The sequence below is a fragment of the Dyadobacter sp. SRI_021 genome (assembly GCF_057586235.1).
On the sequence record NZ_JBYCZM010000002.1, the window covers coordinates 590,185 to 613,184 of the forward strand.

Sequence of the window (23,000 nt, forward strand, 5' to 3'; positions counted from 1 at the left end):
AATGATGGTTAACCTGCTAAAATGTCAAAAATCTGCTTCCAACTGCCTGAAATGCGTGATTTTTCTTTGCCAGGTAATCCACGAATAGTAGAATAGCAGTAAGAAAGTGACGATTAATGCGCTCAAAATGATGTATTTGCGCTGCGTGAAAGCCGTTTGATAAGTCAGGAAGAGCATTAATGCGGCCGCGTACACAACCGACGACACCTGCGAAAGCACTGCCAGCCTTTTCAATGAACGCGCCTGGTTTGCCAGCGCCTCCCGAATGTTCCCGCTTACCAGCGGATTCTGGATATGAAAATAGCTTAATGCGTTATTTGCGATGTAAATAATAACGCTGATAACCAGTAGGACGTTAGCTATCAAAGGCTTTTGAGCCCCATCGAAGCCATCATAAAAGAGAAACAGAAACGCGGTAAGGGCTACTATTTCCGTCATGAATTTGATCCGCAATTTACGTAGGGTGGGGTGGTTGCGAACGCGAGTCATCATCGCCAGTTCCTTTTCAGAAAGCGATGCCTGGCAGGCGCTTTGCCAGTCTGATTTCAGATCATCGATATTCATCATTTTTGTGAGTTTGAGAGTGTTTTGAGTTTTTCTTTGATGCGGTTGAGCTTCACGCCCACATAGTTTTCAGAAATGCCTGTTACCGAGGCGATTTCGGCGTACGAGTAATCTTCCAGGTAAAGGGAAATGAGCGCCCGTTCCGATTCGCTCAGCGTGCGCAATGCGCGAAAGAGCCATTCTTCCCGCTCGGAAATGGTATCGGATGCATCGGCGAGGTCGGGCGGATGCTCGGAAAGGGAAATGGGGGGGCGCTGCTTTCGGTACGACGCCATGGCGGTATTCAGCGCGATGCGGTAAATCCAGGTGGTAATCTTCGATTCATTCCGGAATCCCGGGAAAGCACGCCAGAGCTGGTACACGATTTCCTGGAAAAGGTCCTGCTGATCCTCCGGCGTGTTTCTGTACATCCGGCTTACCTTAAAAATGATCCGCTGGTGTGCCCCAATCGTTTCAAGAAAAATTTTCTCCATAAAAAATCAAATCTTTCCCAATAGGTTGCTGAGATTGGGAAAAACTTACGCTCGTCAGGATTCTTTTATGGATTAATGCGGAGCCATGATGGCCGGCAACTTACGCACATGCGCGATCTCGCCGCGGCCAATCGGACGAATCTGGGAAGGAAGGAGGGTTTCGACAGCAACAGTTTCGCCATCGAGTGTGCAGAACTCAACTTCGAAGGCGGCATCTTGTGAATGTGTCATTACAATGGTGCCGATATCGCCCGTTTGCAATTCCAGTTCGGGCAAATCTTGGGTTAGGACAACGATATCCAGTTCTTTCATTTTGATCTTGCGGGAATTACAGTGACTAATCTTGGAATGTTCTTGGGATCATCCTTATCAAAAAACCATCCAGCGCGTACTTGTGGGTTTCTGGCATCAGGCGTGCGCAGTGAGCCTTCTGTTGTAATCCTGGTTCCAAATGGAGGCCGTTCTTCAATTTGTATGATCAAACTTTCACAAGCCATGTCCCGGAGCGACTCGTAGAACTCGTTACTATTGGCAAGCGAATAACCAAATTTACTAAAAAACATCGCTTTTGATTTGCCTTCACAATGGCTGGCGTTCAGCAAATAGTTCTCAATTTTACTTCTTGAAATAAATGCCTGCGAACAATTGGGCAATTTGTTCATGGTTACAGCGTGCGAAACGGTTCAACTTGACTATTTAGACGCTGGTTTTCGAGAAAAGTAACGTTATTTACCAAAGTTTTTTTAATCGACCGGACATGAATATCATTACCACAGACCAGCTCAAAACCATTCTGGAAAATGAAGATCCCATCGTGATCGATGCACGGGGAGGGACCGATGCTCTGGAAAGGTACAACCAGGCGCACCTCGAAAATGCGCAGTTTGTAGACCTCGAAACCGACTTGTCGGAGAAGACGGGAGACCCGTCGAACGGCGGCCGGCACCCGTTGCCTGAGCCCAATGACTTTGGACGTTTTCTGGGGATTTTGGGGATCAGCCCTTCATCGACGGTTGTTGTATATGATGATAAAAAGGGTGCTAATGCAGCGGCACGCTTCTGGTGGATGCTCAAAGCGGCCGGGCACGAAAAGGTGTTCGTAGTAAGCGGCGGACTCGATGCGATCTCAGAAGCTGGCATCGATCTTACACAAAAAACTGCCTCGCTGCATGCATTGGAAGAATATCCGATCAAAGGGTGGCAAATGCCGCTGGTGGATGCCGACGACGTGGCGCTCGCAGCGGCGGATCCCGAGTCGATGGTGATCGACGTCCGTGAGCATTATCGTTATGTGGGCGAAAGTGAACCGATCGACCTGGTGGCCGGCCATATTCCGGGGGCGGTCAATATACCTTATACTTCCAATCTGGATGGAAAAGGTGAATTTATGTCACCTGCGGACCTCGCCGCGAAGTACAAGGAGGCATTGGCAGACAAGGATCCCCGCAAGGTGATCGTACATTGCGGCTCAGGCGTGACCGCTTGCCACACGTTGCTGGCGCTCGCGGAGGCGGGCCTGCACGGTGCGAGCCTGTACGTGGGCTCGTGGAGCGAGTGGTCGCGGACGGAAAGGCCCATCGCAACAGGAGAAGAATAATATCAGCACCGGGCCGGACCTCGAAAAGTCCGGCCCGGTTGTTTATTGGATAGATTGCAGGAAATCGTAGAGCGACGAGAGTTCGCTGCGCGTGTACTGCGCAGTCATTTTCCACGGCATATCTTCGTTTTTGAGCACATGGCCTTCGGGCGTTTTCCCGGAGGTAAGCGTCGCGATAAACTGTGCTTTTGTCCATTTACCAACATGGCCTGCCCGCGTAATGTCGGGTACGGGCGGAAAGCCGGGCGCGAGCGGTTCGCCTCCTTTAAAATTCTCGCGGTGGCAACCTGAACACGATACGGCCAGGTATTTCCCTTGTGCTACTCCCTCCGTGGAATCTGCCCGGGCAACCATCGGTTTATTATGATCGATTTTCTCAACGGACAAGAGCGGCATTTTGTCGAGGTAGCTCATGACGACAGCCACCGGGCCGAGGTCATTCGCGGGAAGGCTATTGTCTACTTTCGGTATCTGCCGACAGTAGGCAATGAGCGCGGCCAAGTCCTGCTGCGAGAGCAATGTCGTTTCATGCGAAGGCATAAAAAGGAGCGGTTTGCCATCCTGGTGAACGCCGTGCCTCAGTGCGGAAAGCCAGTCAGAGACGTCATAGTTGCCCGGTAAACCGCCTTTTCCATAGGTGAGATTTCCCGCGACCAGCCGACCAATAGCGCCATCGTCGTTCATCACTTTGCCTTCGAGATTATTTCCATGGCAATCCTGGCATCCTTTAATCGCCACCAAATGCTTCCCGCGTGCGATAGCAGCACTGTCAGTGGGAATTTCAATGATTTCCTTTTCAAATACATAGCCTTTATTCATGCGGTTTTTCATAGCAACCGACATGTAAGTGTAGATAGAAATCGCTGCCAGCACGATTCCAGTCAGGAAAATGCCTGTCCATTTTAAGATTTTTCTGATCATGGCTTTTGAAGTTTTTTTGGCAAAAATGCGGACGGCAATGCCGCCAGGGCCTACGCAAAACGGATTAAAATCTACGACGAACGGATTTCGTCGATTAGTTGGGCCGTTCACTCATTAAGAAGCAGGGATGAGACAGCCACGGCCGTATTTTCGTACGGTGTTCAAACCATTCTGCTCTATGGCTACGCTCATTCATTCCGCTGACATCCTTGATTTTAACCCGATACCTAATCCGCAGTCGGTTATTCCGGGTGCGCACATAGACAATCCGGGCGCGATTCTGACCCGCTATCACCCGAAGGTCGGCGAGATGAAGTTCAGGAGCCTGCTTTTTCCGCATATGCACGTAATGAACCTCCATTGGACATCAAGGGAAGATGTGACCCTTTATGATAGTACGCCTGTGGACACGATCAATATCAATTTCCACATGGCTGGAAGACTCGATACCACCTTCGAGGGACTGTCCCATGAATTGAACATGAGACCCGGCAAGCATAACCTGGTTTTTTCACCCGAGGGCGGAGATACCAACCGGGTAGCGGCAAACGATTCCCTGGAAATGTTCCACATCAGCATTGATAAGGCGTTCTTCGGGGAGGTTATCGGGTGTGACGACCATTGGAGCGAGCGTGTTCAGAAGAATTTGCTTTACAACCGGCCATTTTCAGGTATTACCGGCACCGCCGATACCACGCCGCTCATGCAAGGCCTGATCCAAGAAGTGAAACAATGCAGGCAAACCGGAGCTATTCGCAACCTGATGATTCAGTCCAAAGTGTTGGAATTACTGGCATTGCAGATCGAACAGTTCCGCGGGCCGCTGCAAGCCGAAAGTATGTCAGCAGCGGATAAGGACAAGTTACATCAACTGAAATATTTCCTGGATAGTCATTTTCTGGAAGACTTTTCACTTGCGGAACTGTCGCGGATTTGTTTGTTGAATGAGTTTAAAGTCAAGAAAGGATTCAGGGAATTGTTTGGTACCACCGTCTTTGGTTACCTGCGTAAATTACGAATGGACTATGCTGAGCAGCTGTTGCTGGATGCTTCGCGGTCTGTGGAGGAAGTCTCGGACCTGCTGGGGTATGAGCACGCGCATCATTTTTCAGTGGCATTCAAAAAGTACCGCGGAGTGAATCCGTCCATGATCAAAAACAAGCGCATACTAGCCTGATAATTTGAAAATTGACAATGAGAAAATATTTAACATCAGTCAGCTTGTTGATAATGAGTGGATATGCATTCGCCATGGCCGCGGGTTGGCGAATTATGGAAGGTTACCAAATCAGATTTGAGGGGAAATATGCACACGGATCCTTCCGGAAAATGGAGGGAAATATCCGATTTGATCCGGGCAATCCGGATGATTCTCATTTCGAAGTGTCTGTGGATGTCGCCTCGATCGACACGGGGATTGAACTGAAAAACAAGCACGCCAGAAGCGAGAAGTGGTTTGACGCGGATAAATATCCACGCATCTACTTTTTATCAAAAGCGGTAAGTCGAACGGATACCGGTTTCATCGTCTGTGGAGAGCTCGAATTGAGAGGAATAAAAAAGGACATAGCGATCCCTTTCACATTCTCCGGCGCTGGTGGTCAGTACCAGTTTTATGGAAAGTTTAAAGTCAACCGAGGCGATTTCGGCATTGGGAAGGTGAATGGCAAAGAAACAGATTCCACAACCGTAGAAGTGTCCGTACCTGTTCTTCCGCTGGAATGAGCGCTTACTTATCTTTTAATACTTCCAACTGACGCAACAGTTCTTCCAGCTCCCGTTCGGCAGCTCTCAGTGACTTCATTTCTGTGCTATCGGCTGCATTTTGTGCAGGATCGTCGAAATTCTTTGTTTCTTCCATAATATCGGGGTTCTCGCGGTTTTCCGCCGAGAACGCGATGGTTTCTTCAAGGGCAGTGCGTTCAAAATCGATTTGCTGCCGCTTTGCCAGAATTTTGTCCTCAAGTTGTTGTCGTTCGTCCGTGATCATAGCCAGTTATTGTTTCCAAATTTACCTAACAATAACCAGGCCAGGCACTTCACACATTTAATAAGGGATGATTTTCTTTCGTGAATTACTTTGTCAGTCTTGATACGAACTTGGTAGTTACACACGATAGTTATGGATTATGTAAATGCTTCATCCGATTATCTGAAGGCTAACCCCAGCTGGCATATTGAAGATTCCCCCTGGAAGGCCACTCAGATCATCAAAATGCTGAAAAAGAATGACCTGCATCCCAAATCGATTGTAGAGATCGGGTGTGGAGCAGGCGAAATCCTCAATCAGATCCATGAACGCTGGGAGGAAAAGAATGTGAAACTTTACGGTTATGACATTTCTCCGGATGCGTACGAGTTTTGCAAGTCGCGGGAAAAAGACCGTTTGAAGTTCTTTAATGACGACCTGTTGCAGACAAACGAAAAGTTCGATGTCCTGCTGATGATCGACGTGTTTGAACACGTTGAAGACTATTTCGATTTTATCAGAAAGAGCGCTCGTCATGCAGAATACAAGATTTTCCATATCCCGCTCGATTTTTCAGCCCTCGCCGCATTTACAGGCCATTTGATGAAATTGAGACATTCGGTGGGCCATATTCATCATTTTACCCGGGAGATGGCCACTAACACCCTGAAAGATTGCGGCCTGGAAGTAATCGATTGGTTTTACACGCTATCGGAATTAGAATTGAATTACGGCAAGCACAACTTCAATGGAAAGGTGGTCAACTCTTTTAGAAAAGTACTTTACACGATTAATCCTGAACTCGCCGTGAAAACGGTCGGCGGGTTTTCATTATTGGTTCTGACCAAATAAGAAAATATGCATCTGATTTTTATACACGCGCAGCTCGCTTGTTCGGGCTGCGCTTTTTTTGCTCCGTTTGGTCATTGCTTACCCGCCGTTTGAACAACGTATTTGACAGGAGCGGGTGGTATTTTCAAATTGCAGGAGATTATTGATCAGCACAGGTTCAAATGTGCTCGACACCCACTTGCATCCCAAACATGAAAAAAGCAGAAGATTTGAAGCGAGAGGTCACTATTTCACCTAATCCGGCTACGGACGAAGTCCGGATTTCGGGTATGTCCAGAATGGAGGTAGCAACGATCGTAGCCTGGACGCGGTCCGGACAAGCGATCTCATTGAAGGAAAAACAGAACGGCACGGTCGACGTGTCGCATTTGAAACGCGGGCTTTATTCCCTGGTGATCACGTGCTGGGACGGTTCCATGGTTTCTAAGCGGATTTCAATTCGCAGATAATGCAGCATGAAATAGTAACATGGTAACCGATTTGGGGCCAGCGGTCTATTTCATATTAAGTGCCCGCTTCAAGAAACCTCCCAGAAAGCTGGCGGCGAACGTTAGAATCATTGAGCCGTAGAGGCTAAAATTTTCCAGCTCCTGCCTGGCCCGATCGTCGGGGCGGGAAGTAAGCAGAAAATAGCCGGCAACCAGGAGAATACACTGCATAACAGCCAGCAGCCAGCCTCTGTAAGGCTCGACAAAGCCGATGGAAATCGCGGCAAAAACGGCAACGAGATAGGGCAAGTGAATGCTTTCCGCATTTTTGATGACATATACGAGTAATACACTCGTCATAACGATCATCACCATGTTGATAGCGAGCCTCTTATCGAAGAACGGGGCTTTGGAGGTAGTGGAGGTTTGGGGATTGGTTGACAAAACGGCTTTCAATTCGACTTCATATGCAGCGTCGTGCATCGCCTCTTTTTCACGGCCAAGTTGCTTTAACGCTTTTGCACGCCAGTGATAAGCATCAGTACTGGTTTCTTCGGATAACGCGACAGCCCTGTTTAATGCTACCAGTGCCTTATCGGGTTGATTTTGTTCCAAATACAGTTTTCCGAGTTCGAGGTGAAGCGGAAAAACCTGGTCGTCGTAGCTTAGGCCCGCTTGCATATCGGCTATTGCTGCATTGGGATTTTGAAGCTCTTTTTGGCACAAAGCACGGTACAGGTACGCAATGCAGGATTTAGGCTTTTGCCTGATCTTCGAATCGAAATATGCAAAGGCATCGCCGGTTCGCCCGTTTTCATAAAGCTTTATTCCTTCGGAAAGCGCTGTGGCTTCCTTTTCACTCGGTGTGCGGAGGTCGGCGTAGTTGCGCAGGTAGTAGATATAGCCGAAAAAGGCAATAACGACGAGAAATTCCATATAATTTGCAGACTCAATCAGGCATTCGTTAACGCCAAAATTCGGCACGAATGGCGGCAAATCAAAAGGAATCGGATGTTTTAAGGAGGGAATTTTTTTGAATCGCCAACTTTCAGACCAGGATCACCATATTAGGCTCGCCGCCGCTTTCCGTTTGCAATGCTGAATAAGCAAGCGCAATGCGTTTACCAGTGTTTTCTGCCAATTCAAGTAGTTGGAAAACCCTTTCTTCCCCTTCAATACGCAGTGCCTGGTACAGTATGTTCCCATAATTGAATTCATGAGAACCCAGCCCGTTCTTTAAAGCCGCCAGTTGATACCGGTCGAATATTTCCTTTCCTGACATGAAGTGCAACATTTGGGTGTGATATTGCAGGTGAATTTGCCCGAAAGATGCTCGAACCGGTATCAAAGTTGCATGCGGTCAACTTAAATGTTGAGGAAGTGGAATATTTTGACTCGATGCATCGGCTACCGGCTTGCCCCGTAAAGTTTGCAGCGGAATGAGGCCTGACCAAATAGGCAGTGCCAGGTCTTCCGGCTCGTCGTTCGGCATGCCGTCACGCATTTTGGCCGAGGCTTCTTCGAAGGAGAATGCCAGCGCGGTCGTTTTTCTTACCTCGCTGTCGGTCATCGGACGGAGGTAATCCCAGCTGTCCGGTACTATTTTATTGGTAAGCCATTCAAATGCCGCCCGTTTCGTTTCGATATCTTCGATTTTCTCCGCTTTGGAAAAAATAATCACCGATCGGTAGTTGACCGAATGGCTGAATGCCGATTTCGCGACAACGAGCGAATCAGTCAGCATGACGGAAATGCATACCGGTATGCCCGTTTCGATCGTCCTGATGAAATGACTGCCCACGGAGCCGTGAATGTAGATTTTGTCTTCATAGCGGACAAAAGCCGTCGGAATGGAAAACGGCTTGTTGTCCATAGCATAGCTAATAGTGCAAAACAGTGCCTCGTCGAGGATAGCGCAGATTGTTTCGTGCCCGTAGTGCGTGCGCTTGGCCGCCCGGCTAGGTACAAGATAGGGTGGTGGTGTGCTCATTGGCTTTGTTTTTTTCAAAATTATGATTTAATTGGCCTACCTCTTTAATCCAATATTTTAAATTGTGGTAGTCCAATTATGATGAATGTGCTATCTACGCTGATCACACCTGACAAAGGAGGAAAACAGCCGGTATATCTTCAAATCGCTAACCAGCTGATGTCTTTGATTAAGAACGGTACTTTGCAATCGGGTTGCCGGTTGTTGAGTACAAGGCAGTTGGCTTCTGTTTTGAAGGTGCACCGGAGGACAGTCGTGCAGGCGTATGACGAATTGCTGGCGCAAGGCTGGCTGGAAAGTCAGACCGGAAATGGCACATTCGTGGCCCGGAACCTTCCCGACTTGCGGCCGCTACCACTGCCGATGGAGATAGCGACAGGCAGGGATCCGCTTAAAAAAGCAGGTTTTCAGTTTGAAAAGCCAAACCATCTTAACCGCGCCGTACTGAAAGCCGGCTCGCGACTCCATCTCGACGATGGGTTTCCAGACCCGAGGCTTGCGCCGTTGGAAGATTTGTCGCGCGCATACAGGAGCCAGTTGTTGCATGGTAACGCTTACGCGCGGCTCGGTTATGGGGAGACCGGTGGTACAAACTGGCTGAGGCAGGAGCTATCAAGTCATTTGAACGAAACGCGCGGTCTGAAAACTTCACCAGCTAATATATTGATCGTAAGAGGGATGATCATGGGCATGTACCTGGCTGTGACGAGCCTCGTGAAGCCTGGCGATTGCGTTGTCACCGATTCTCCCGGCTGGTTCGGAGCGTCGATGAACTTTATTCAGGCAGGCGCCAATATTTGCCATGTGCCTGTGGACGAGCACGGAATGGACACTGATGCCCTGGAAGAAATATGTTTGAAGCAGCCGGTGCGAATGGTGTATGTCACTTCCCATCATCAATATCCTACCACCGTGGCATTGCGCCCCGATCGCCGGATCAAACTTTTGAAATTGTCTGAAAAGTATGGTTTCGTGATTTTTGAAGATGATTACGACTATGATTTCCATTATTTGAGCAAACCGTTACTGCCGCTTTTCGGGGCCGATCAGGCCGGAATGGTACTTTATTGTGGGTCGTTTACGAAAACGATTTCGCCGGCATTCCGCGTCGGCTACCTCGTCGGACCGGAAGATGTGATTGCACATCTGGCCTCTCTGCGGCGTATTATCGACAGGCAAGGGGACACCATGCTCGAAAATGCCATCGCCGAACTCCTTCAAACCGGCGTTATCCAGCGGCATTTGCGAAAGTCTGTACGGGTTTACAAACAACGCCGGGATTTGTTTTGTGAGCTTTTAATGAACGAATTGTCCGACCACATTAGCTTCGAAATCCCCGATGGCGGGATGGCTGTATGGACGCGGTTTGATCCGAAAATCGATATTGCGAAGCTGGCAGAAAAGGCGGCGCAAAGGGATTTATATTTTTCCAATGGAAAAGTTGCCGGATATCCCGCACAATTCAGGAACTATATACGCCTTGGATTCGCTTCTTCTGATTCGGGAGAACTCGAAGAAAGCGTGAAGATTATCAAGGATTTGCTATGATCAGGAAAGTTATTGATGCTTACAGGGTATCATTCACCGGGCTCAGCAGGGAAACCTGGTTGTTGAGCCTGGTCATTTTGGTGAACCGTTGCGGCTATATGGCTGTGCCCTTTATGAGTATGTATATTACCCAGAGCCTGCATCGGAGTATCGAGGACGCCGGGCTTATCATTACACTTTTCGGCGTTGGCTCGGTCCTGGGCGCAATGGCGGGCGGTTACCTGACGGATAAGCTGGGCTTTCAGCCCGTGCAGATCGGTAGCCTGATATTGAGTGGTGTGTTCTTTACCCTTTTCAGCTTCGTAACCGATTTCGGACTGCTTTGTGTGTTGATAGTCGTTCTCAGTTTCTTTGTGGAGGCATTCAAACCGGCGAACCAAACGGCCATCGCCGCCTATTCGGCACCGGAAAACCTCATACGCTCGTATGCGCTCAACCGCCTTGCTACCAATATCGGCTTCGGCTTCGGTACCGGAGTGGGAGGGTTGCTTGCTGCTATTAACTATCACCTGTTGTTCTGGGTTGACGGTATAGTATATGTGCTCGCAGGTTTGCTCATCGTGATACTCCTGCCTAAAAGAAAGCATGCTACGAAAAGTGAGCTTCCCACCGAGGCCAATATAAGTACGGCTTCTCCCTGGAAAGATGCGTTTTTTGTACGTTTTCTTGTGATGGTTACGCTCTATATGCTGTGCTTTGTAGTGTTGTTCAGGCTTGTACCGGTTTACTGGAAGGAAGAAATGGGCATTGGAGAATCTACCATCGGGATTATCCTGGGCATGAACGGGCTGATCATCGCGCTGTTTGAAATGGTCCTGGTGCAAAACCTGGCCAACCGGAAACCTGATTATTTCTACATGGTTTCGGGCCCGCTTTTCAGTGCGATGGCATTCCTGGCGCTGATTGTCCCGCATGTTTTACCGGTAATCCTGGCCGTCGCGACGGTCGTGCTGTTCACGACGGGCGAAATGCTGGCTTTCCCTTATCTGAGTACTTTCGTCATGAACCGCGCCAGCGATCTGAACAGGGGCAAATATTCGGCCGCCTATTCCGTCTCTCAGGCGGTTGCGCAGATTATCGGCCCGGTTATCGGAGCGTATGTGGCCGGGCATTGGGGATACAGCGCTTTGTGGATCTTGCTGATCGTCACCAGCTGTGCCTGTGCATTGGGTTTCCGGTCGTTGTTTCAGCGGGACCTGGCATTATGATGCAGGTTCCTCGCCGGGCTCCTCGCCTTTCTGCGCTTGTTCCAATTGTTCTTTCAGGGCGTTGATCCGGTCGGCTTCGAGTTCAAGCGCCTTGCGTTGAAGGTCGATCAGGTCGTCCTTCTTGATCATGATATACTGTTCGCGGGGTTCTTCGAACATCGGCACCTCGCCGACGAGTTGGGCAACTGTCGTGTCGAAGAGTTCGGCCATCATCCGGAGCTCGGCCAGCGACGGATCGTTCCTGCCGTTTTCCCAGTTTGATATCACTGCTTTGCCTGATTTTTTCAAAGCCTTGGCCAGCTTATGCTGGTTCCAACCCGCCAATTCGCGGCATTTTCTTATTCTTTCGCCAACAATTGACATTAGTTATAAGTTTAATATAAAATTACTTGACGTTTGTATAATAATTCTGTACTTTTGAATTAGATATGCTTTACACCATCTGTAAAGCGCAAATTACAATTTTTCTACACACCCTATACGATCTCATGACAGAGCTTCAAGCCCGAGTCTCCGAGTATGGTGGTTTATCCATTAAGGAGCGCCTGCTAGTCAGGTTCATCAAGTCCAGAAACATTGTCGGCAAAAGCTGGCGGGGAGTGCTCGCGGAAGCGGACCCTTTCTTCAACACCAAGCTGGGTGGGGATTACTTAACCTCAGTAGCACAGGCAGTTTCGGACAGTAGTCGCGGTAACGTAGACCGCATCGAAAGGGTCACCATCGCCCTTGAAAAGGTGGCAGGCATTACTCCCGTTCCAGTCGTTTGAAGAATTATTTTTCGGTAAGTATCACTGATTTATCGGAGGCTTTGAGTCGCCTTTAAAATCGTGTGCTATCGGAAAAACCGGATTGGTTTTTCACATTCGAGTATTCGTCTGTGCGAGGAAGCCTGTGTTGAGACACGCAGCAGGTTCAGTACTGTTGTACTTGCTGCGTGTTTATTTGCCTGCATCCGTTGCGTTGGAGGCAAAGATACCTGTGTCGAAACCATCGATGCTGGCCATGTTTTTCTTTGCCCAATAATTGTGAATGCCGTCCGGCCCTTGTTTCCTGGCCCACGCGTTTAGCTCGTCCCGTTCGCGGTTATAATCCATGAACGGCACAGCCATGCCGCAGGAGGTCTGGACGAGGTCTACTTGTATGTCTATCAACTGCCGCGCACCTTCGAGTGGAGGAAAAAGCGGGTAGTATTCGTGCCATTCGGCGTCGGCAGGATGGTAAGCTTTGCCATGCCCGTACAGGCGAAGGATTAGCGGTTTACCCTCGAATGCACAAAACATAACGGTAATGCGGTCATTCAGTAGTAAATGCGCCGCAGTTTCGTTGCCGCTTCCGGTGACGTTCAGCCACATGACCCGGTTGGGGCCGAGAATGCGGAACGAGTCCATTCCCTTAGGAGACAGGTTTACGGTGCCTGTTTCCGCCGCTGTCGCAACAAAGTAGATCTTTTGCTTATTGATGAACGATTCCAATTCCGGAGTGATCCGGTCCAGTTGCTTTCCCATGATTTGAATAATGCAGGCTAACTATATTTTCTTTCCCTGAATGCGATAGGCATTGAGAATGGCCAGCAGCGCTACGCCGACGTCTGCGAATACGGCTTCCCAGAGAGTGGCAACGCCGCCCGCACCGAGTACCATCACTGCAATTTTAACTCCCATTGCGAGTGAAATGTTCTGGTAAACAACGGATTTTGTGATTTTACCGATTTTCACAGCCGCAGCAATACGCGATGGCTGGTCGTTCTGGATCACTATATCAGCGGTTTCGATGGTAGCATCGGAGCCGAGCGCGCCCATGGCTATGCCCGCGTCCGCGAGTGCAATCACGGGTGCGTCGTTCACGCCATCGCCTGCGAATGCAATGCGTTTGCCCTGATCTTTAAGCTCTTGCACGATTCTTACCTTGTCTTCCGGCAGCAAGCCGCCGTAACTTCGGGCTATACCCAGTTCTTGTGCAACCTTGCCAACGACGGCTTCCTTATCACCCGACAACATAATAGTCGAAATACCGAGCGTCTTCAATTCGGCAACAGCTGCGGCTGCGTCGTTCTTAATTTCGTCGGCAATAAGCAAATAACCCGCGTAGCTGTTGTCGATCGCAACGATCACGAGTGTTTCTATGAGATTAGCGAGCTCCGCCGGATACTTAACCAAATGCCTGTCGAGGAGTTTAGTGTTTCCCGCGAGTACAACCCTGCCATCAACTGTACCTTTCAGGCCGTGCCCTGCGATCTCTTCCACATCAACCGGCCTTGTCAATAGGGTTGTCCCTGCCGCAGCTACGACTGCTTTCGCCACGGGGTGCGTAGAGTAGCTTTCCAAAGATGCTGCGATTTGTATGAAATCGTTTTTATTAATGTTCGTCTCCACTTTCTGGACTTTAAAAACCCCTTTGGTCAGCGTGCCGGTCTTATCGGAAACTACCGTATCGATTTTGGTAATCACATCCAAAAAATTAGCGCCTTTTACCAAAATGCCATTGCGGGAGGCTAGCCCGATGCCACCAAAGTAGCCCAATGGAATGGAGATCGTCAATGCACACGGGCAGGCGATCACGAGGAAAACCATGCCGCGGTAGAGCCACTGGTCAAAATTGTAATCGGCTGTAAAGAGCGCGGGGACTACGATAATGAGCAATGCGAGTAAAAAGACCACCGGGGTATAGACGCGTGCGAGGCGACTTATCAGCAGTTGGGTAGGGGCCTTGCGGGCGCTCGCCTCCTGCACCATTTCCAGTATGCGGGAAAGTTTGGAGTCCTTGAAAAGCGCTTTTACCTCGACTTCGACCGATTTCTCGATCGCGATCATACCGGCGAGTGCTTTCTGGCCTTTTTCGATAATCTGCGGCTTTGGCTCACCAGTTAGGGCCGCAGTATTGAATATGCCTGATTCAGAAATCATTTCGCCGTCCAGTGCCACTTTTTCGCCGGCTTTGACCAATATTTTTTCGCCGATCTGAACTTCGTCGGGTGTAACTTGCAATGGTTTGTCGCCGCGTAACACAGTCACGGTGTCGGGGCGGATGTCGAGTAGTGCCTTAATGGAGCGTTTGGAGCGGCTGACGGCGATGTCCTGAAAGAGCTCGCCGATTTCGTAAAAAATCATCACAGCAACCCCCTCACTAAACTCCCCGATATAAAAAGCACCGAAGGTAGCGATGGTCATCAGGGTGAATTCATTGAAAAAATCGCCCCGGCTTGCTTTTCGGAATGCCAGCGCGACTGTTTTATTTCCCGCCAGCACATAGGCGACTAACATCATCGAGATTTCGACTATGCGCGGGAGCTCAATTTTCGAAATGTAGGTCAAAATGAGAAAAACCGCCAGTATCGCCAGGCTGAGCCAGAGCATCCACCGACTTTTGAGAATGCCGGCGTCGCCGTCGGTCCCATGGCTATGGTCTCCGTGGTCGTGGTCATGATCGTCGTCGTGACTGTGGTCGTGCGAGTGGTTATGTCCATTATGTTTGCCATGCTGCTCCGTTTTCGTCGAGCAGCAATCATCATGCGTGTGGGTGGAGGTATTTTCGTCGAGTTTCATAATGCAATCATTCAAATATAAAGACCTGCCTTATGCGGCTGCCCGCCGCAGGATCATTGCAAAGGTAGGCCGCAAACCCGTGCAACAGGGTTACAAGTGCTGAAAATCAAGTAATTGCAATATTGTTGCGATTGTTTTTGAACTATTGATCAGCCACTTGTACATTGGAACGGTCTAGGATTTTGATGTGTTATAACAAATTATAACTTTGTACTATGCTGACCAAAATTCGACGGATCGGAAATTCCCAGGGAATTTTGCTTTCCAAAACCATGCTTGACCAAGTCGATATTGAAGAGTATGTCAATGTCGAGATCAAAGGGAATGCTATCATGATTTTTCCTGCTACTACCAATCCGCGTGAAGGGTGGGCGGAGCAGTTCCGGCTGGCTGCTGAGGACGCTACGGTGAGTGACGACGAAAATCTAATGGACGATGGTCCAAATGCATTTGACGATTCCGAATGGACATGGTAATCCAAAGATTCGAGGTCTATTTCGCGTCACTGGATCCTACGCTGGGCAGTGAAATCAAAAAAAGCAGGCCCTGTCTTGTCGTCTCCCCTGATGAAATGAACGGCCACCTCAAAACAGTTATCATCGCTCCGTTGACGTCTACTATCCGCAAGTATCCGACGCGCATTGACTGTCATGTGGATGGACGAGACGGACAAATTGCATTAGATCAGCTAAGAGCTATCGATAAAGTTAGATTAACGAAGAAAATAGGGCAACTCGATTCTGCCACCTCACAGCAGGTTTTAAGTTTGCTGAGAAAAATGTTCGCCTGGTAAGGATTCAAACACTTTGTGCCCTGATCATTTCCCCCAATCTCCTTAAACTGGCATCGATGGCCGCGTTATAAGGTGCACCGAAGCTGATGCGGATATAATTGCTGAACCGGGCATCAGTACTGAAAATCTGGCCGGGAGCGAAGCTGATGCTTTCCTGAATGGCGCTTTCGAAGAGTTCAAATGCATTTACCTGCTTGTTGAGCTCGATCCACAAAACGTAACCTCCCTGCGGTCTGACAACCCGGGTATCCGGAGGAAAGTATTCACTAATTGCCTGCACGTAACGCAGGCATTGCGTGTGAAGAGCTTTGCGTAAATGCCTCATATGCAAATCGTAACGGCCTGTTTCGAAGAAATTGGCTACGGCTGCCTGGGTCGGTGCGGCGGATGAAACGGTATGCGTGATTTTGCTGCTCAATACCTTGTCCTTGAACTTCCCCGGAAGGCACCAGCCCACGCGGTAACCCGGTGCCAGCGTCTTGGAAACCGATCCGCAGAGCATCACCAGCCCATTTTTATCGTAGCTTTTACAGGTACGCGGCCTGGTTTTACCAAAATACATTTCACCATAAATGTCGTCCTCGATCAGCGGGATTTGCCGTGCCGCTAGCATTTCAACCAGCTTCTTCTTGCGGTAGTCGGGCATCAGCGCGCCGGTAGGATTGGAAAAATTGGGCACGAAAAGCACGGCCCTGATGGGAATGGTTTCCAAAGCCTTTTCCAGGTATTCCAGGTCCGCGCCTTCATCGGGATGGCAGGGGATTTCGAGGATTTTCAGGCCGAGGCTCTTCATAATATTGAATATGCCAAAATAGATCGGGTTTTCGATCGCGACGGTGTCGCCCGGCTCGGTGACGGCTTTCAGACAAAAAATCAGCGCTTCCATACAGCCCTGGGTCGTAACGACTTCGTCCTCACTTACATTTCCCTTCCAGTTGAATGCGTATTTGGCAATTTGTTTCCGCAATGCGGGATTTCCCTGTACATCGTCGTATTGCGTACAGCTGTGCGGACTTTTCCTGAGCGCTTCAATCATCGCCTTGTTCAGCTTTGCCTCGGGGATCAATTCGGCGGCAGGCGCGGCCACCGACAAACGGACGATCCGCTCGTACGTCATGGTTTTGTACACGGTCCGGATCATTTCGTCGACATTCGCCTTTTCGATAAGCGGCCGGGGAGGATTACTATGAAGCCTTTCAGGGGCATTAAGTGGTGAAAAACGCACAAAATAGCCCGATTTGGGCCGTGCTTCGATAATACCCTTGTTTTCCAGCTCCACATAAGCCTTAAACGCCGTGCTAAGGCTGATGCCCTGCTCTTTACTCAGCGCCCGTAGCGAAATCAGCTTGTCGCCGGCTTTCAGGATACCTTTTTCGATCTGCGCGGCAAGGCGGTCGGCGATTTGTGAGTAGAGAAAATCTTCCCGGACAGGTTCCTCAATCATAGGTAATGTTATTTTGTTCTGTTATGCTTCAAAATAACAAAAGTGAATCTGTTTTCTTAAATTTCAGAGCGGGAATTTTGTGGCGTTCAATGTAAAACGGCTATGAAAAGTAATCTGACAGCATATTTCGCATTAGTACTGGTGTGTTTCTTTTGGGGTACCACGTACTTGGCCGCGCGTATCGGCGTGGCGGGGTTTCCTGCCCTTTTCTTTATGGGTTTCAGGAACTTGGTGGCAGGTGCGTTGCTGTTGGGGTTTCTGGTGCTGAGGAGGAGGTCGTTCCCCTGGGCCTGGTTTGATATCCGCTTACAGCTCGTTCCGGGCTTGTGTATGCTCACTTTCGGTACCGGGCTGGTGGGCTGGTGCGTACAGTTTATTCCCAGCGGTTTGGCGGCGCTACTTTATGCGACGGTTCCGATTTTTACGATCTTAATCAATATGATGGCACGAAGAGATGAGCGCATCAATGCCCATGTAGCAGCGGGTATGATGCTGGGCCTGACAGGCGTGATGCTGGTTTTCAGGGATAACCTCGAATACCTTGCCAACCGGAGCTCGTTCCTGGGGATATGCGTCACGCTGGCGTCGTGCGTATCGTGGTGTTTGGGAGGGTTGTATACCAAAAGTTTTCCGGCTAAAACGGATTCATTTTTCAATGCTGCGATCCAAATGATGGTTGGCGGCGTTGGGTTACTGACGCTGAGTGCGCTCAACGACGACTGGACCAGTCTGCCGGAGATGCAGCCGCAATCCATCATGGCATTGCTATACCTGATTTTCTTCGGCTCCATTCTCGCTTATGCTTCGTATCTGTTTGCCATGTCCAGGTTGCCCGCAGGATTGGTGTCGATTTATGCGTACATTAATCCGCTGGTAGCTTTGGTGTTAGGCTTTTTAATACTGGATGAGAAGATTACCTGGCTTACTGCCCTGGCATTTACTGTCACGTTGAGCGGGGTTTTTCTGGTCAACAGGGGCTATCAACTTCAAAAACGGAAAAGTACATTAACCTTGATAAACAGTCATGAATAGCGACATATTCACCACCTTATTCAGCCGTGATCTGAAAAAGCTTCGGAAAGAAATTGAACAGTACCCTTCGGAAGCCGCATTGTGGGTGAAGCTGCCTGGGACCATCAATCCGGGTGGGAACCTCTGCCAGCACCTGATCGGGAACTTGCGCACCTACGTGGGTCTTACGCTGGGTGGGTATGCATACGTGCGCGATCGCGACGCCGAATTCAATCAAAAGACATTTGCCCAAAAGGAAATGCTCGCGGAGCTCGACCAGCTTCATGAGATCGTCGTCGGCACGCTGGGTATGCTGGACGAGCAAATGATGGAAGAGGAATATCCTCATGACGTGGTGAATCTCTTTTCGGAACAGTCGGTAGGCCTCATTCTTACGCATTTGCTCGCGCACCTTTCCTGGCATTTAGGACATATTAACTACCACCGTCGCTGGATTACGCAAGTACAGGCGGCACAGCAATAAACCATATGCATTTGACAGAACAAATAGCTCAATCCTTTGCAGCGGAATGGATTGATGCCTGGAACCGCCATGACCTTACCGCGATTATGGAGCTCTATTCCAATGACATCCGGTTTTATTCGCCCTATATTATCAAGTTGGGAATGAATGAACAGGGAGTGATTACCAGGAAGGATGAGCTGGAAAAGTACTTCGGGAAAGCCCTGGGCATTTATACCGACCTGTATTTTGAACTCCGAGAGGTACTTACGGGTGCGGATTCAGTGATTTTATATTACAAAAGCGTCAGCAACAGGATGGCCGCCGAAATGATGGAACTGGATGAGTCCGGTAAAATCAGTTTGGTGAAGGCGCATTATCATGGATAGTTTATGTTTGAATTATTTGAAAATGAATTGAATAACCTGAAACCGATACTAGATCAGGTTACAAGTACCAGCCTGGATTTTCTGGAAAATATCGCCGAAAAACCCACCTACATAGCCGACCAGACGGTAATTCCTACCCGCCTTTCAAATGCAGGCATTGGCACTGCGGGCAGTCTGGAAGTTTTTAGAAAACACTACGAAAAACTGATGGTAGCCAGCCCGGGGCCACGATACTGGGGATTTGTAACGGGCGGTGCAACACCTGCAGCTGTTGCGGGTGACTGGCTTACAGCTATTTATGACCAAAATACCCAAGGTACGCAGGGTGCGGGAGACGTTTCGGCGATTCTTGAAAGAGACACTATCAGGCTCCTATGCCAGCTGTTGCATTTGCCGGAGGATTTCGACGGTGGTTTTGTGACCGGCGCTACCATGTCCAATTTCACGGGCCTGGCGGTGGCCAGGCAATGGGGCGGTGAGCGGTCGGGGCGGGATGTTTCGCGCGAGGGTGTATCCGGTGATCTCTTGGTAATGGCGGCTACACCGCATTCTTCGGTGATCAAATCGGTGGGCATGCTGGGGATTGGAAGTAACAATGTGGTGCGCATTCAGGTGTTGGAAGGCCGTGAGGCGATGGATCTGGCGGATTTCGAGCAAAAGCTCATTAAGCATCAGCATCGGCCTATTGTCGTCAATTGCAGCGCGGGAACTGTTAATACCGTGGATTTTGATGACATTAAGGCCATTGTAGCACTGAAACAAAAGTATCCTTTCTGGCTGCATATTGACGCCGCATTCGGAGGGTTTGCCGCTTGCCTACCGTCGCAACGGCATTTATTGGCGGGATGGGAACAGGCCGACAGCATTACCATCGACTGCCATAAATGGATGAATGTACCTTACGACAGCGCCGTTTCACTGGTGAGAAAAGAACATAGCCGCCTGCAAGTGAGTACTTTTCAGAACTCGAATGCCCCGTATCTGGGCGATCCGTCGGAGAACTTCTCTTACCTCAACTTTTTGCCCGAGAATTCGCGGCGGTTCCGCGCCCTGCCGGCGTGGTTCAGCCTCACCGCTTATGGCCAAGATGGTTTTGCATGGATTGTGCAGAACAGCATTGACCGCGCACAGGAGTTTGGCGCTTACATTCAATCCAGCGAATATTTTGAATTATTGGCGCCTGTCCGGTTGAATGTGGTTTGTTTTCGCTTGAAATCCGGCTGCGAAAGGATGGCTGTTTTCCTGGACAGATTGAACCGCCGCGGAAAAGTTTTCATGACACCGACTTTGTTATCGGGCGAACCGGCAATACGAGCTGCGTTTGTGAATTACCGAACGGAGAAAGAAGACATTTTGATAGCCATTCGTGAGATGGAAGAAGTAATGCGGATGCTGTGAAATTCGTTGATAAAGCTGTACATTGATTCTCGTACAGCTTTATTCCAATTGCACATGCCACGTTTATTCTCCATGGCCGCCGTTGCGCTCGTAGGCTTGCTGATGTTCGGTTGCAAGTCGGGGCGATCTGTGCTGGCAGTGAGGGACCTCCCTAATTACGATAACCGGTCGCCCGACCATCTTTTATTTCTGAATTTTCGTATTTCCGGCAAGCCCGGAGGGAATGAGCACGTTGAACTCGCGAGTGCCAGTGTGGCCAACGGGCGCATGAAAAACCTTGCATATTCCGTCCATTTTCCGGTTCAAATCAAGGCTATCCCCAGGTACTCTACCAGTGCATTGGAGCGGGAAATGGTGTTTGAGCATCCGCTGCACAGATCGGTGGAAGTGAGTGATCCGTCGGGTCACATGCGACGCGAAGAAATGCGGGCCAATGAAGGTACGCTCATGATCCGCATGCCGCTGCATTCCGGCCTCAACCGTTTGGAGCTTTTCAGTATCACACCCGAAAAGGGTTCTGTGAAAATCTATACGCTCAGTTTCGATTAGCCATGAAAAGAATTTTTACCACATTATATGCTATTTGCATTGCCGTCGCCAGTTTCGGTCAGGTATACCAGGTAGACACGCTCTACAATACCGGGCCGTTGGATAACCGGATCAACGTCGTGATCCTTGGGGACGGTTTTACGCAGCAAGAGCTTCCCAAATTCGCAACCGAAGCCAAAAACTTTGCAGACTTTTTCCTGGGCTACGATCCTTACCTGCATTATCGCAACTATTTCAACTTTTTCGCCATTCGTACGCCATCCTTGGAAAGTGGTGTAACCAACCCGGGCACCGCTCCGGATGCTTATAAAGACCAGCCGGTTGGTGTAAAAAACACGTTTTTTGGCTCGACTTTCGGTAGTTCTATCCACCGGCTGGTGACAATCTCGAAGTATGACGTGTTGTACGCGCTTCTTGCGAACCAGTTTCCGATGTATGATTTGGTGGTAGTGCTCGTCAATACACCATTTTATGGCGGATCGGGGGGGAGTATATCTGTGCATACGCTTCACACGCAGGCGAATACGATCGGTGTTCATGAAATCGGGCATACTTTTTCGCATCTGAACGACGAATATTGGGCAGGTCCGGGTTACGGATGGGAGGCGCCTAATATGACGAAGGAAAGCAACCCCGTACTCGTAAAATGGAAAAACTGGCTGAATCAATCCGGGATAAGCATTTACAAGCATGGCGAAACCGGCGACGCGGCGCTTTGGCACAAACCTGCAAATGGAACTTGCCTCATGGAGTATTTAAACCAGGAATTCTGCGCTGTGTGCAGGGAAGCGACAGTAGAGACCTTGCTGAAACAGGTTAACCCCGTCGAAAACGCGGAGCCCATGCCCGGGAGTATAGTGACAGTCAATAGCCCTCAAACCTTTAAAGTCGGCTTGCTGGCGCCGAGCCCCAATACTTTACAAGTACGATGGACTGTGAATGGCGAACTGCTCGCTACAACAGGCGCACAGCTCACGCTTACACCCGAGCAGGCGCCCGACGGCGCCGTTCTGGCAGCCTCGGTTTTCGACACCACAGCCATTAGCCGGTATGACGGCGCCAGGGCCGATCGTACGCGAAAATTAGAATGGACGCTTCAATCCAATACTCCGAATGTGTTCCACGCAATTGCATCAAAGGATACGATCTGCATTGGTGAGGAAGTTACGCTCACAGCCTACGGTTGCCGGGGCGCATTAAGCTGGGCAGGTGGAATGACAGGAGCATCCATAAAAGTAAAGCCCGAAAAAACGACCACCTATTCCGCTTTTTGCAAGGTAGAAGGAGCACCCCCTCAGACGGTCGAAGTGCCAATTCACGTAATGCCGCTGCCGAATGCGACGGCGACAAATGGCGGCCCCTATGTGGTGGGCGCTACCATAGAGCTCACAGCGACCGGAGGCGTTAGTTACCTCTGGAGCGGACCAAGATCGTTTGCGTCTACATTGCCGCATGTTTTTCTGCACGATGCAATACTGGATCATGCGGGTATTTATGAAGTGATGGTTACAGATGTAAACGGATGTTCGAAAGCAGCTCAAACCGAAGTGAAGGTAGATCCGATTCTTTCCATTCCGGCAATTCCCGAGGCAGTCGTCACGGTTTCGCCGAACCCTGCAAGGGATTTCCTTTCAGTTGAAACCAGATTCGGTGGGAAATCGGCTATTAAATTATACGATCAGGCGGGGCGGGAAATCTTCTCAAAATCTTTCGAGAAGAAAACGGATGTTAAGCTGAATGTGGCGGCAGGAGTATATCTGTACCGGTTTACAAATGGAGGCAGGGAGGTTTCAGGGAAGGTGGCGGTGCAGTAAAGGCTTGATACTTTCGATTGATTATTAAAAACACACTATAGGATACA

General features: G+C 49.5%; 29 protein-coding genes. 16 read left to right on the plus strand and 13 right to left on the minus strand.

Features of this window, described 5'->3' with window-relative positions; translation table 11 throughout:
• Positions 1-24: 24 nt before the first annotated feature.
• The 4 genes from AC2YIT_RS07780 to AC2YIT_RS07795 all read right to left on the minus strand — a co-directional run bounded on the left by AC2YIT_RS07780 (position 25) and on the right by AC2YIT_RS07795 (position 1,699).
• Entirely contained in the window at positions 25-567 is a 543-nt protein-coding gene (locus AC2YIT_RS07780) for a hypothetical protein (protein WP_487278813.1), read from the minus strand.
• Positions 564-1,037 (minus strand): RNA polymerase sigma factor, encoded by a 474-nt coding sequence (locus tag AC2YIT_RS07785; RefSeq protein ID WP_430848095.1) that lies wholly within the window; start codon positions 1,035-1,037, stop codon positions 564-566. Before AC2YIT_RS07785 ends, AC2YIT_RS07780 begins: the two co-directional genes overlap by 4 nt.
• 72 nt (positions 1,038-1,109) lie before the next feature.
• A complete protein-coding gene (locus AC2YIT_RS07790; protein WP_430848097.1) occupies positions 1,110-1,349 on the minus strand; it encodes a DUF4926 domain-containing protein in 240 nt (79 codons plus the stop codon).
• The gene (locus AC2YIT_RS07795; RefSeq protein ID WP_487278814.1) at positions 1,346-1,699 is read right to left on the minus strand and encodes a DUF6883 domain-containing protein; all 354 of its coding nucleotides are present in this window, start codon (positions 1,697-1,699) and stop codon (positions 1,346-1,348) included. The genes AC2YIT_RS07790 and AC2YIT_RS07795 overlap by 4 nt, the downstream gene beginning before the upstream one ends.
• Positions 1,700-1,794: 95 nt before the next feature.
• Here AC2YIT_RS07795 and AC2YIT_RS07800 point away from each other — a divergent pair, with 95 nt between their 5' ends.
• A complete protein-coding gene (locus AC2YIT_RS07800; RefSeq protein ID WP_487278815.1) occupies positions 1,795-2,634 on the plus strand; it encodes a sulfurtransferase in 840 nt (279 codons plus the stop codon).
• A 42-nt stretch (positions 2,635-2,676) separates the two neighbouring features.
• Here AC2YIT_RS07800 and AC2YIT_RS07805 read toward each other — a convergent pair whose 3' ends face one another.
• Positions 2,677-3,555: a c-type cytochrome gene (locus tag AC2YIT_RS07805; protein ID WP_487278816.1), complete on the minus strand. Its 879-nt coding sequence runs from the start codon at positions 3,553-3,555 to the stop codon at positions 2,677-2,679.
• Between the two features lie 178 nt (positions 3,556-3,733).
• Between AC2YIT_RS07805 and AC2YIT_RS07810 the strand changes: the two genes are divergently transcribed.
• Entirely contained in the window at positions 3,734-4,732 is a 999-nt protein-coding gene (locus tag AC2YIT_RS07810; RefSeq protein ID WP_487278817.1) for a helix-turn-helix domain-containing protein, read from the plus strand.
• Positions 4,733-4,785: 53 nt separating this feature from the next.
• A complete protein-coding gene (locus tag AC2YIT_RS07815; RefSeq protein WP_487278818.1) occupies positions 4,786-5,280 on the plus strand; it encodes a YceI family protein in 495 nt (164 codons plus the stop codon).
• A 4-nt stretch (positions 5,281-5,284) separates the two neighbouring features.
• On the opposite strand, the gene AC2YIT_RS07820 is transcribed toward AC2YIT_RS07815, so the two are convergent.
• Positions 5,285-5,545, minus strand: coding sequence for a hypothetical protein (locus tag AC2YIT_RS07820; RefSeq protein WP_487278819.1), 261 nt, complete (start codon positions 5,543-5,545; stop codon positions 5,285-5,287).
• A 132-nt stretch (positions 5,546-5,677) separates the two neighbouring features.
• Between AC2YIT_RS07820 and AC2YIT_RS07825 the strand changes: the two genes are divergently transcribed.
• Both AC2YIT_RS07825 and AC2YIT_RS07830 read left to right on the plus strand, forming a co-directional pair.
• A complete protein-coding gene (locus AC2YIT_RS07825) occupies positions 5,678-6,376 on the plus strand; it encodes a class I SAM-dependent methyltransferase (RefSeq protein WP_430848111.1) in 699 nt (232 codons plus the stop codon).
• A 191-nt stretch (positions 6,377-6,567) separates the two neighbouring features.
• On the plus strand, positions 6,568-6,825 hold the full coding sequence (locus AC2YIT_RS07830; RefSeq protein ID WP_487278820.1) for a T9SS type A sorting domain-containing protein: 258 nt from the start codon (positions 6,568-6,570) through the stop codon (positions 6,823-6,825).
• A 45-nt stretch (positions 6,826-6,870) separates the two neighbouring features.
• On the opposite strand, the gene AC2YIT_RS07835 is transcribed toward AC2YIT_RS07830, so the two are convergent.
• The 3 genes from AC2YIT_RS07835 to AC2YIT_RS07845 all read right to left on the minus strand — a co-directional run bounded on the left by AC2YIT_RS07835 (position 6,871) and on the right by AC2YIT_RS07845 (position 8,794).
• The gene (locus tag AC2YIT_RS07835) at positions 6,871-7,740 is read right to left on the minus strand and encodes a tetratricopeptide repeat protein (RefSeq protein WP_487278821.1); all 870 of its coding nucleotides are present in this window, start codon (positions 7,738-7,740) and stop codon (positions 6,871-6,873) included.
• 112 nt (positions 7,741-7,852) lie between these two features.
• Positions 7,853-8,086, minus strand: a complete 234-nt coding sequence (locus AC2YIT_RS07840) for a hypothetical protein (RefSeq protein ID WP_430848117.1) — start codon at positions 8,084-8,086, stop codon at positions 7,853-7,855.
• Between the two features lie 78 nt (positions 8,087-8,164).
• Positions 8,165-8,794 (minus strand): pyridoxamine 5'-phosphate oxidase family protein, encoded by a 630-nt coding sequence (locus tag AC2YIT_RS07845; RefSeq protein ID WP_430848119.1) that lies wholly within the window; start codon positions 8,792-8,794, stop codon positions 8,165-8,167.
• Between the two features lie 78 nt (positions 8,795-8,872).
• On the opposite strand from AC2YIT_RS07845, the gene AC2YIT_RS07850 reads away from it, so the two are divergent.
• A complete protein-coding gene (locus AC2YIT_RS07850; protein ID WP_487278822.1) occupies positions 8,873-10,342 on the plus strand; it encodes an aminotransferase-like domain-containing protein in 1,470 nt (489 codons plus the stop codon).
• Positions 10,339-11,550: an MFS transporter gene (locus AC2YIT_RS07855; protein ID WP_487278823.1), complete on the plus strand. Its 1,212-nt coding sequence runs from the start codon at positions 10,339-10,341 to the stop codon at positions 11,548-11,550. The genes AC2YIT_RS07850 and AC2YIT_RS07855 overlap by 4 nt, the downstream gene beginning before the upstream one ends.
• Here AC2YIT_RS07855 and AC2YIT_RS07860 read toward each other — a convergent pair.
• Positions 11,545-11,913 carry a helix-turn-helix domain-containing protein gene (locus AC2YIT_RS07860; RefSeq protein WP_430848125.1) on the minus strand — a complete coding sequence of 123 codons (369 nt, stop codon included), beginning with the start codon at positions 11,911-11,913 and terminating at the stop codon, positions 11,545-11,547. The genes AC2YIT_RS07855 and AC2YIT_RS07860 overlap by 6 nt on opposite strands.
• Positions 11,914-12,038: 125 nt before the next feature.
• Here AC2YIT_RS07860 and AC2YIT_RS07865 point away from each other — a divergent pair, with 125 nt between their 5' ends.
• Positions 12,039-12,317: a hypothetical protein gene (locus AC2YIT_RS07865; protein ID WP_430848127.1), complete on the plus strand. Its 279-nt coding sequence runs from the start codon at positions 12,039-12,041 to the stop codon at positions 12,315-12,317.
• Between the two features lie 171 nt (positions 12,318-12,488).
• Here AC2YIT_RS07865 and AC2YIT_RS07870 read toward each other — a convergent pair whose 3' ends face one another.
• Both AC2YIT_RS07870 and AC2YIT_RS07875 read right to left on the minus strand, forming a co-directional pair.
• Complete coding sequence (locus AC2YIT_RS07870; protein ID WP_430848129.1) at positions 12,489-13,055, minus strand: pyridoxamine 5'-phosphate oxidase family protein; 567 nt, start codon at positions 13,053-13,055, stop codon at positions 12,489-12,491.
• A gap of 21 nt (positions 13,056-13,076) precedes the next feature.
• Positions 13,077-15,092 carry a heavy metal translocating P-type ATPase gene (locus tag AC2YIT_RS07875; protein WP_487278824.1) on the minus strand — a complete coding sequence of 672 codons (2,016 nt, stop codon included), beginning with the start codon at positions 15,090-15,092 and terminating at the stop codon, positions 13,077-13,079.
• A gap of 215 nt (positions 15,093-15,307) precedes the next feature.
• On the opposite strand from AC2YIT_RS07875, the gene AC2YIT_RS07880 reads away from it, so the two are divergent.
• Positions 15,308-15,568 carry an AbrB/MazE/SpoVT family DNA-binding domain-containing protein gene (locus AC2YIT_RS07880; RefSeq protein WP_430848133.1) on the plus strand — a complete coding sequence of 87 codons (261 nt, stop codon included), beginning with the start codon at positions 15,308-15,310 and terminating at the stop codon, positions 15,566-15,568.
• Positions 15,562-15,885 (plus strand): type II toxin-antitoxin system PemK/MazF family toxin, encoded by a 324-nt coding sequence (locus tag AC2YIT_RS07885; protein WP_430848135.1) that lies wholly within the window; start codon positions 15,562-15,564, stop codon positions 15,883-15,885. The genes AC2YIT_RS07880 and AC2YIT_RS07885 overlap by 7 nt, the downstream gene beginning before the upstream one ends.
• 4 nt (positions 15,886-15,889) lie before the next feature.
• Here the strand turns inward: AC2YIT_RS07885 and AC2YIT_RS07890 are convergent, their stop codons facing one another.
• On the minus strand, positions 15,890-17,329 hold the full coding sequence (locus AC2YIT_RS07890) for an aminotransferase-like domain-containing protein (protein ID WP_487278825.1): 1,440 nt from the start codon (positions 17,327-17,329) through the stop codon (positions 15,890-15,892).
• A 102-nt stretch (positions 17,330-17,431) separates the two neighbouring features.
• On the opposite strand from AC2YIT_RS07890, the gene AC2YIT_RS07895 reads away from it, so the two are divergent.
• The 6 genes from AC2YIT_RS07895 to AC2YIT_RS07920 are packed head-to-tail and all read left to right on the plus strand — an operon-like array spanning position 17,432 to position 22,953.
• Positions 17,432-18,361, plus strand: coding sequence for an EamA family transporter (locus tag AC2YIT_RS07895; protein WP_487278826.1), 930 nt, complete (start codon positions 17,432-17,434; stop codon positions 18,359-18,361).
• Positions 18,354-18,824 carry a DUF1572 family protein gene (locus AC2YIT_RS07900; RefSeq protein ID WP_487278827.1) on the plus strand — a complete coding sequence of 157 codons (471 nt, stop codon included), beginning with the start codon at positions 18,354-18,356 and terminating at the stop codon, positions 18,822-18,824. The genes AC2YIT_RS07895 and AC2YIT_RS07900 overlap by 8 nt, the downstream gene beginning before the upstream one ends.
• 5 nt (positions 18,825-18,829) lie before the next feature.
• Entirely contained in the window at positions 18,830-19,192 is a 363-nt protein-coding gene (locus AC2YIT_RS07905) for a nuclear transport factor 2 family protein (protein ID WP_487278828.1), read from the plus strand.
• 3 nt (positions 19,193-19,195) lie between these two features.
• Positions 19,196-20,590 (plus strand): pyridoxal phosphate-dependent decarboxylase family protein, encoded by a 1,395-nt coding sequence (locus AC2YIT_RS07910; protein WP_487278829.1) that lies wholly within the window; start codon positions 19,196-19,198, stop codon positions 20,588-20,590.
• Between the two features lie 54 nt (positions 20,591-20,644).
• A complete protein-coding gene (locus AC2YIT_RS07915) occupies positions 20,645-21,139 on the plus strand; it encodes a hypothetical protein (protein ID WP_487278830.1) in 495 nt (164 codons plus the stop codon).
• A 2-nt stretch (positions 21,140-21,141) separates the two neighbouring features.
• Complete coding sequence (locus AC2YIT_RS07920) at positions 21,142-22,953, plus strand: M64 family metallopeptidase (protein ID WP_487278831.1); 1,812 nt, start codon at positions 21,142-21,144, stop codon at positions 22,951-22,953.
• Positions 22,954-23,000: the final 47 nt, after the last annotated feature.

Bases quoted from the DNA above. Each gene is read 5' to 3' on its own strand.
- AC2YIT_RS07780 (WP_487278813.1), bottom strand. From the start codon at position 567: ATGATGAATATCGATGATCTGAAATCAGACTGGCAAAGCGCCTGCCAG.
- AC2YIT_RS07785 (WP_430848095.1), bottom strand. From the start codon at position 1,037: ATGGAGAAAATTTTTCTTGAAACGATTGGGGCACACCAGCGGATCATT.
- AC2YIT_RS07790 (WP_430848097.1), bottom strand. From the start codon at position 1,349: ATGAAAGAACTGGATATCGTTGTCCTAACCCAAGATTTGCCCGAACTG.
- AC2YIT_RS07795 (WP_487278814.1), bottom strand. From the start codon at position 1,699: ATGAACAAATTGCCCAATTGTTCGCAGGCATTTATTTCAAGAAGTAAA.
- AC2YIT_RS07800 (WP_487278815.1), top strand. From the start codon at position 1,795: ATGAATATCATTACCACAGACCAGCTCAAAACCATTCTGGAAAATGAA.
- AC2YIT_RS07805 (WP_487278816.1), bottom strand. From the start codon at position 3,555: ATGATCAGAAAAATCTTAAAATGGACAGGCATTTTCCTGACTGGAATC.
- AC2YIT_RS07810 (WP_487278817.1), top strand. From the start codon at position 3,734: ATGGCTACGCTCATTCATTCCGCTGACATCCTTGATTTTAACCCGATA.
- AC2YIT_RS07815 (WP_487278818.1), top strand. From the start codon at position 4,786: ATGAGTGGATATGCATTCGCCATGGCCGCGGGTTGGCGAATTATGGAA.
- AC2YIT_RS07820 (WP_487278819.1), bottom strand. From the start codon at position 5,545: ATGATCACGGACGAACGACAACAACTTGAGGACAAAATTCTGGCAAAG.
- AC2YIT_RS07825 (WP_430848111.1), top strand. From the start codon at position 5,678: ATGGATTATGTAAATGCTTCATCCGATTATCTGAAGGCTAACCCCAGC.
- AC2YIT_RS07830 (WP_487278820.1), top strand. From the start codon at position 6,568: ATGAAAAAAGCAGAAGATTTGAAGCGAGAGGTCACTATTTCACCTAAT.
- AC2YIT_RS07835 (WP_487278821.1), bottom strand. From the start codon at position 7,740: ATGGAATTTCTCGTCGTTATTGCCTTTTTCGGCTATATCTACTACCTG.
- AC2YIT_RS07840 (WP_430848117.1), bottom strand. From the start codon at position 8,086: ATGTCAGGAAAGGAAATATTCGACCGGTATCAACTGGCGGCTTTAAAG.
- AC2YIT_RS07845 (WP_430848119.1), bottom strand. From the start codon at position 8,794: ATGAGCACACCACCACCCTATCTTGTACCTAGCCGGGCGGCCAAGCGC.
- AC2YIT_RS07850 (WP_487278822.1), top strand. From the start codon at position 8,873: ATGATGAATGTGCTATCTACGCTGATCACACCTGACAAAGGAGGAAAA.
- AC2YIT_RS07855 (WP_487278823.1), top strand. From the start codon at position 10,339: ATGATCAGGAAAGTTATTGATGCTTACAGGGTATCATTCACCGGGCTC.
- AC2YIT_RS07860 (WP_430848125.1), bottom strand. From the start codon at position 11,913: ATGTCAATTGTTGGCGAAAGAATAAGAAAATGCCGCGAATTGGCGGGT.
- AC2YIT_RS07865 (WP_430848127.1), top strand. From the start codon at position 12,039: ATGACAGAGCTTCAAGCCCGAGTCTCCGAGTATGGTGGTTTATCCATT.
- AC2YIT_RS07870 (WP_430848129.1), bottom strand. From the start codon at position 13,055: ATGGGAAAGCAACTGGACCGGATCACTCCGGAATTGGAATCGTTCATC.
- AC2YIT_RS07875 (WP_487278824.1), bottom strand. From the start codon at position 15,092: ATGAAACTCGACGAAAATACCTCCACCCACACGCATGATGATTGCTGC.
- AC2YIT_RS07880 (WP_430848133.1), top strand. From the start codon at position 15,308: ATGCTGACCAAAATTCGACGGATCGGAAATTCCCAGGGAATTTTGCTT.
- AC2YIT_RS07885 (WP_430848135.1), top strand. From the start codon at position 15,562: ATGGTAATCCAAAGATTCGAGGTCTATTTCGCGTCACTGGATCCTACG.
- AC2YIT_RS07890 (WP_487278825.1), bottom strand. From the start codon at position 17,329: ATGATTGAGGAACCTGTCCGGGAAGATTTTCTCTACTCACAAATCGCC.
- AC2YIT_RS07895 (WP_487278826.1), top strand. From the start codon at position 17,432: ATGAAAAGTAATCTGACAGCATATTTCGCATTAGTACTGGTGTGTTTC.
- AC2YIT_RS07900 (WP_487278827.1), top strand. From the start codon at position 18,354: ATGAATAGCGACATATTCACCACCTTATTCAGCCGTGATCTGAAAAAG.
- AC2YIT_RS07905 (WP_487278828.1), top strand. From the start codon at position 18,830: ATGCATTTGACAGAACAAATAGCTCAATCCTTTGCAGCGGAATGGATT.
- AC2YIT_RS07910 (WP_487278829.1), top strand. From the start codon at position 19,196: ATGTTTGAATTATTTGAAAATGAATTGAATAACCTGAAACCGATACTA.
- AC2YIT_RS07915 (WP_487278830.1), top strand. From the start codon at position 20,645: ATGCCACGTTTATTCTCCATGGCCGCCGTTGCGCTCGTAGGCTTGCTG.
- AC2YIT_RS07920 (WP_487278831.1), top strand. From the start codon at position 21,142: ATGAAAAGAATTTTTACCACATTATATGCTATTTGCATTGCCGTCGCC.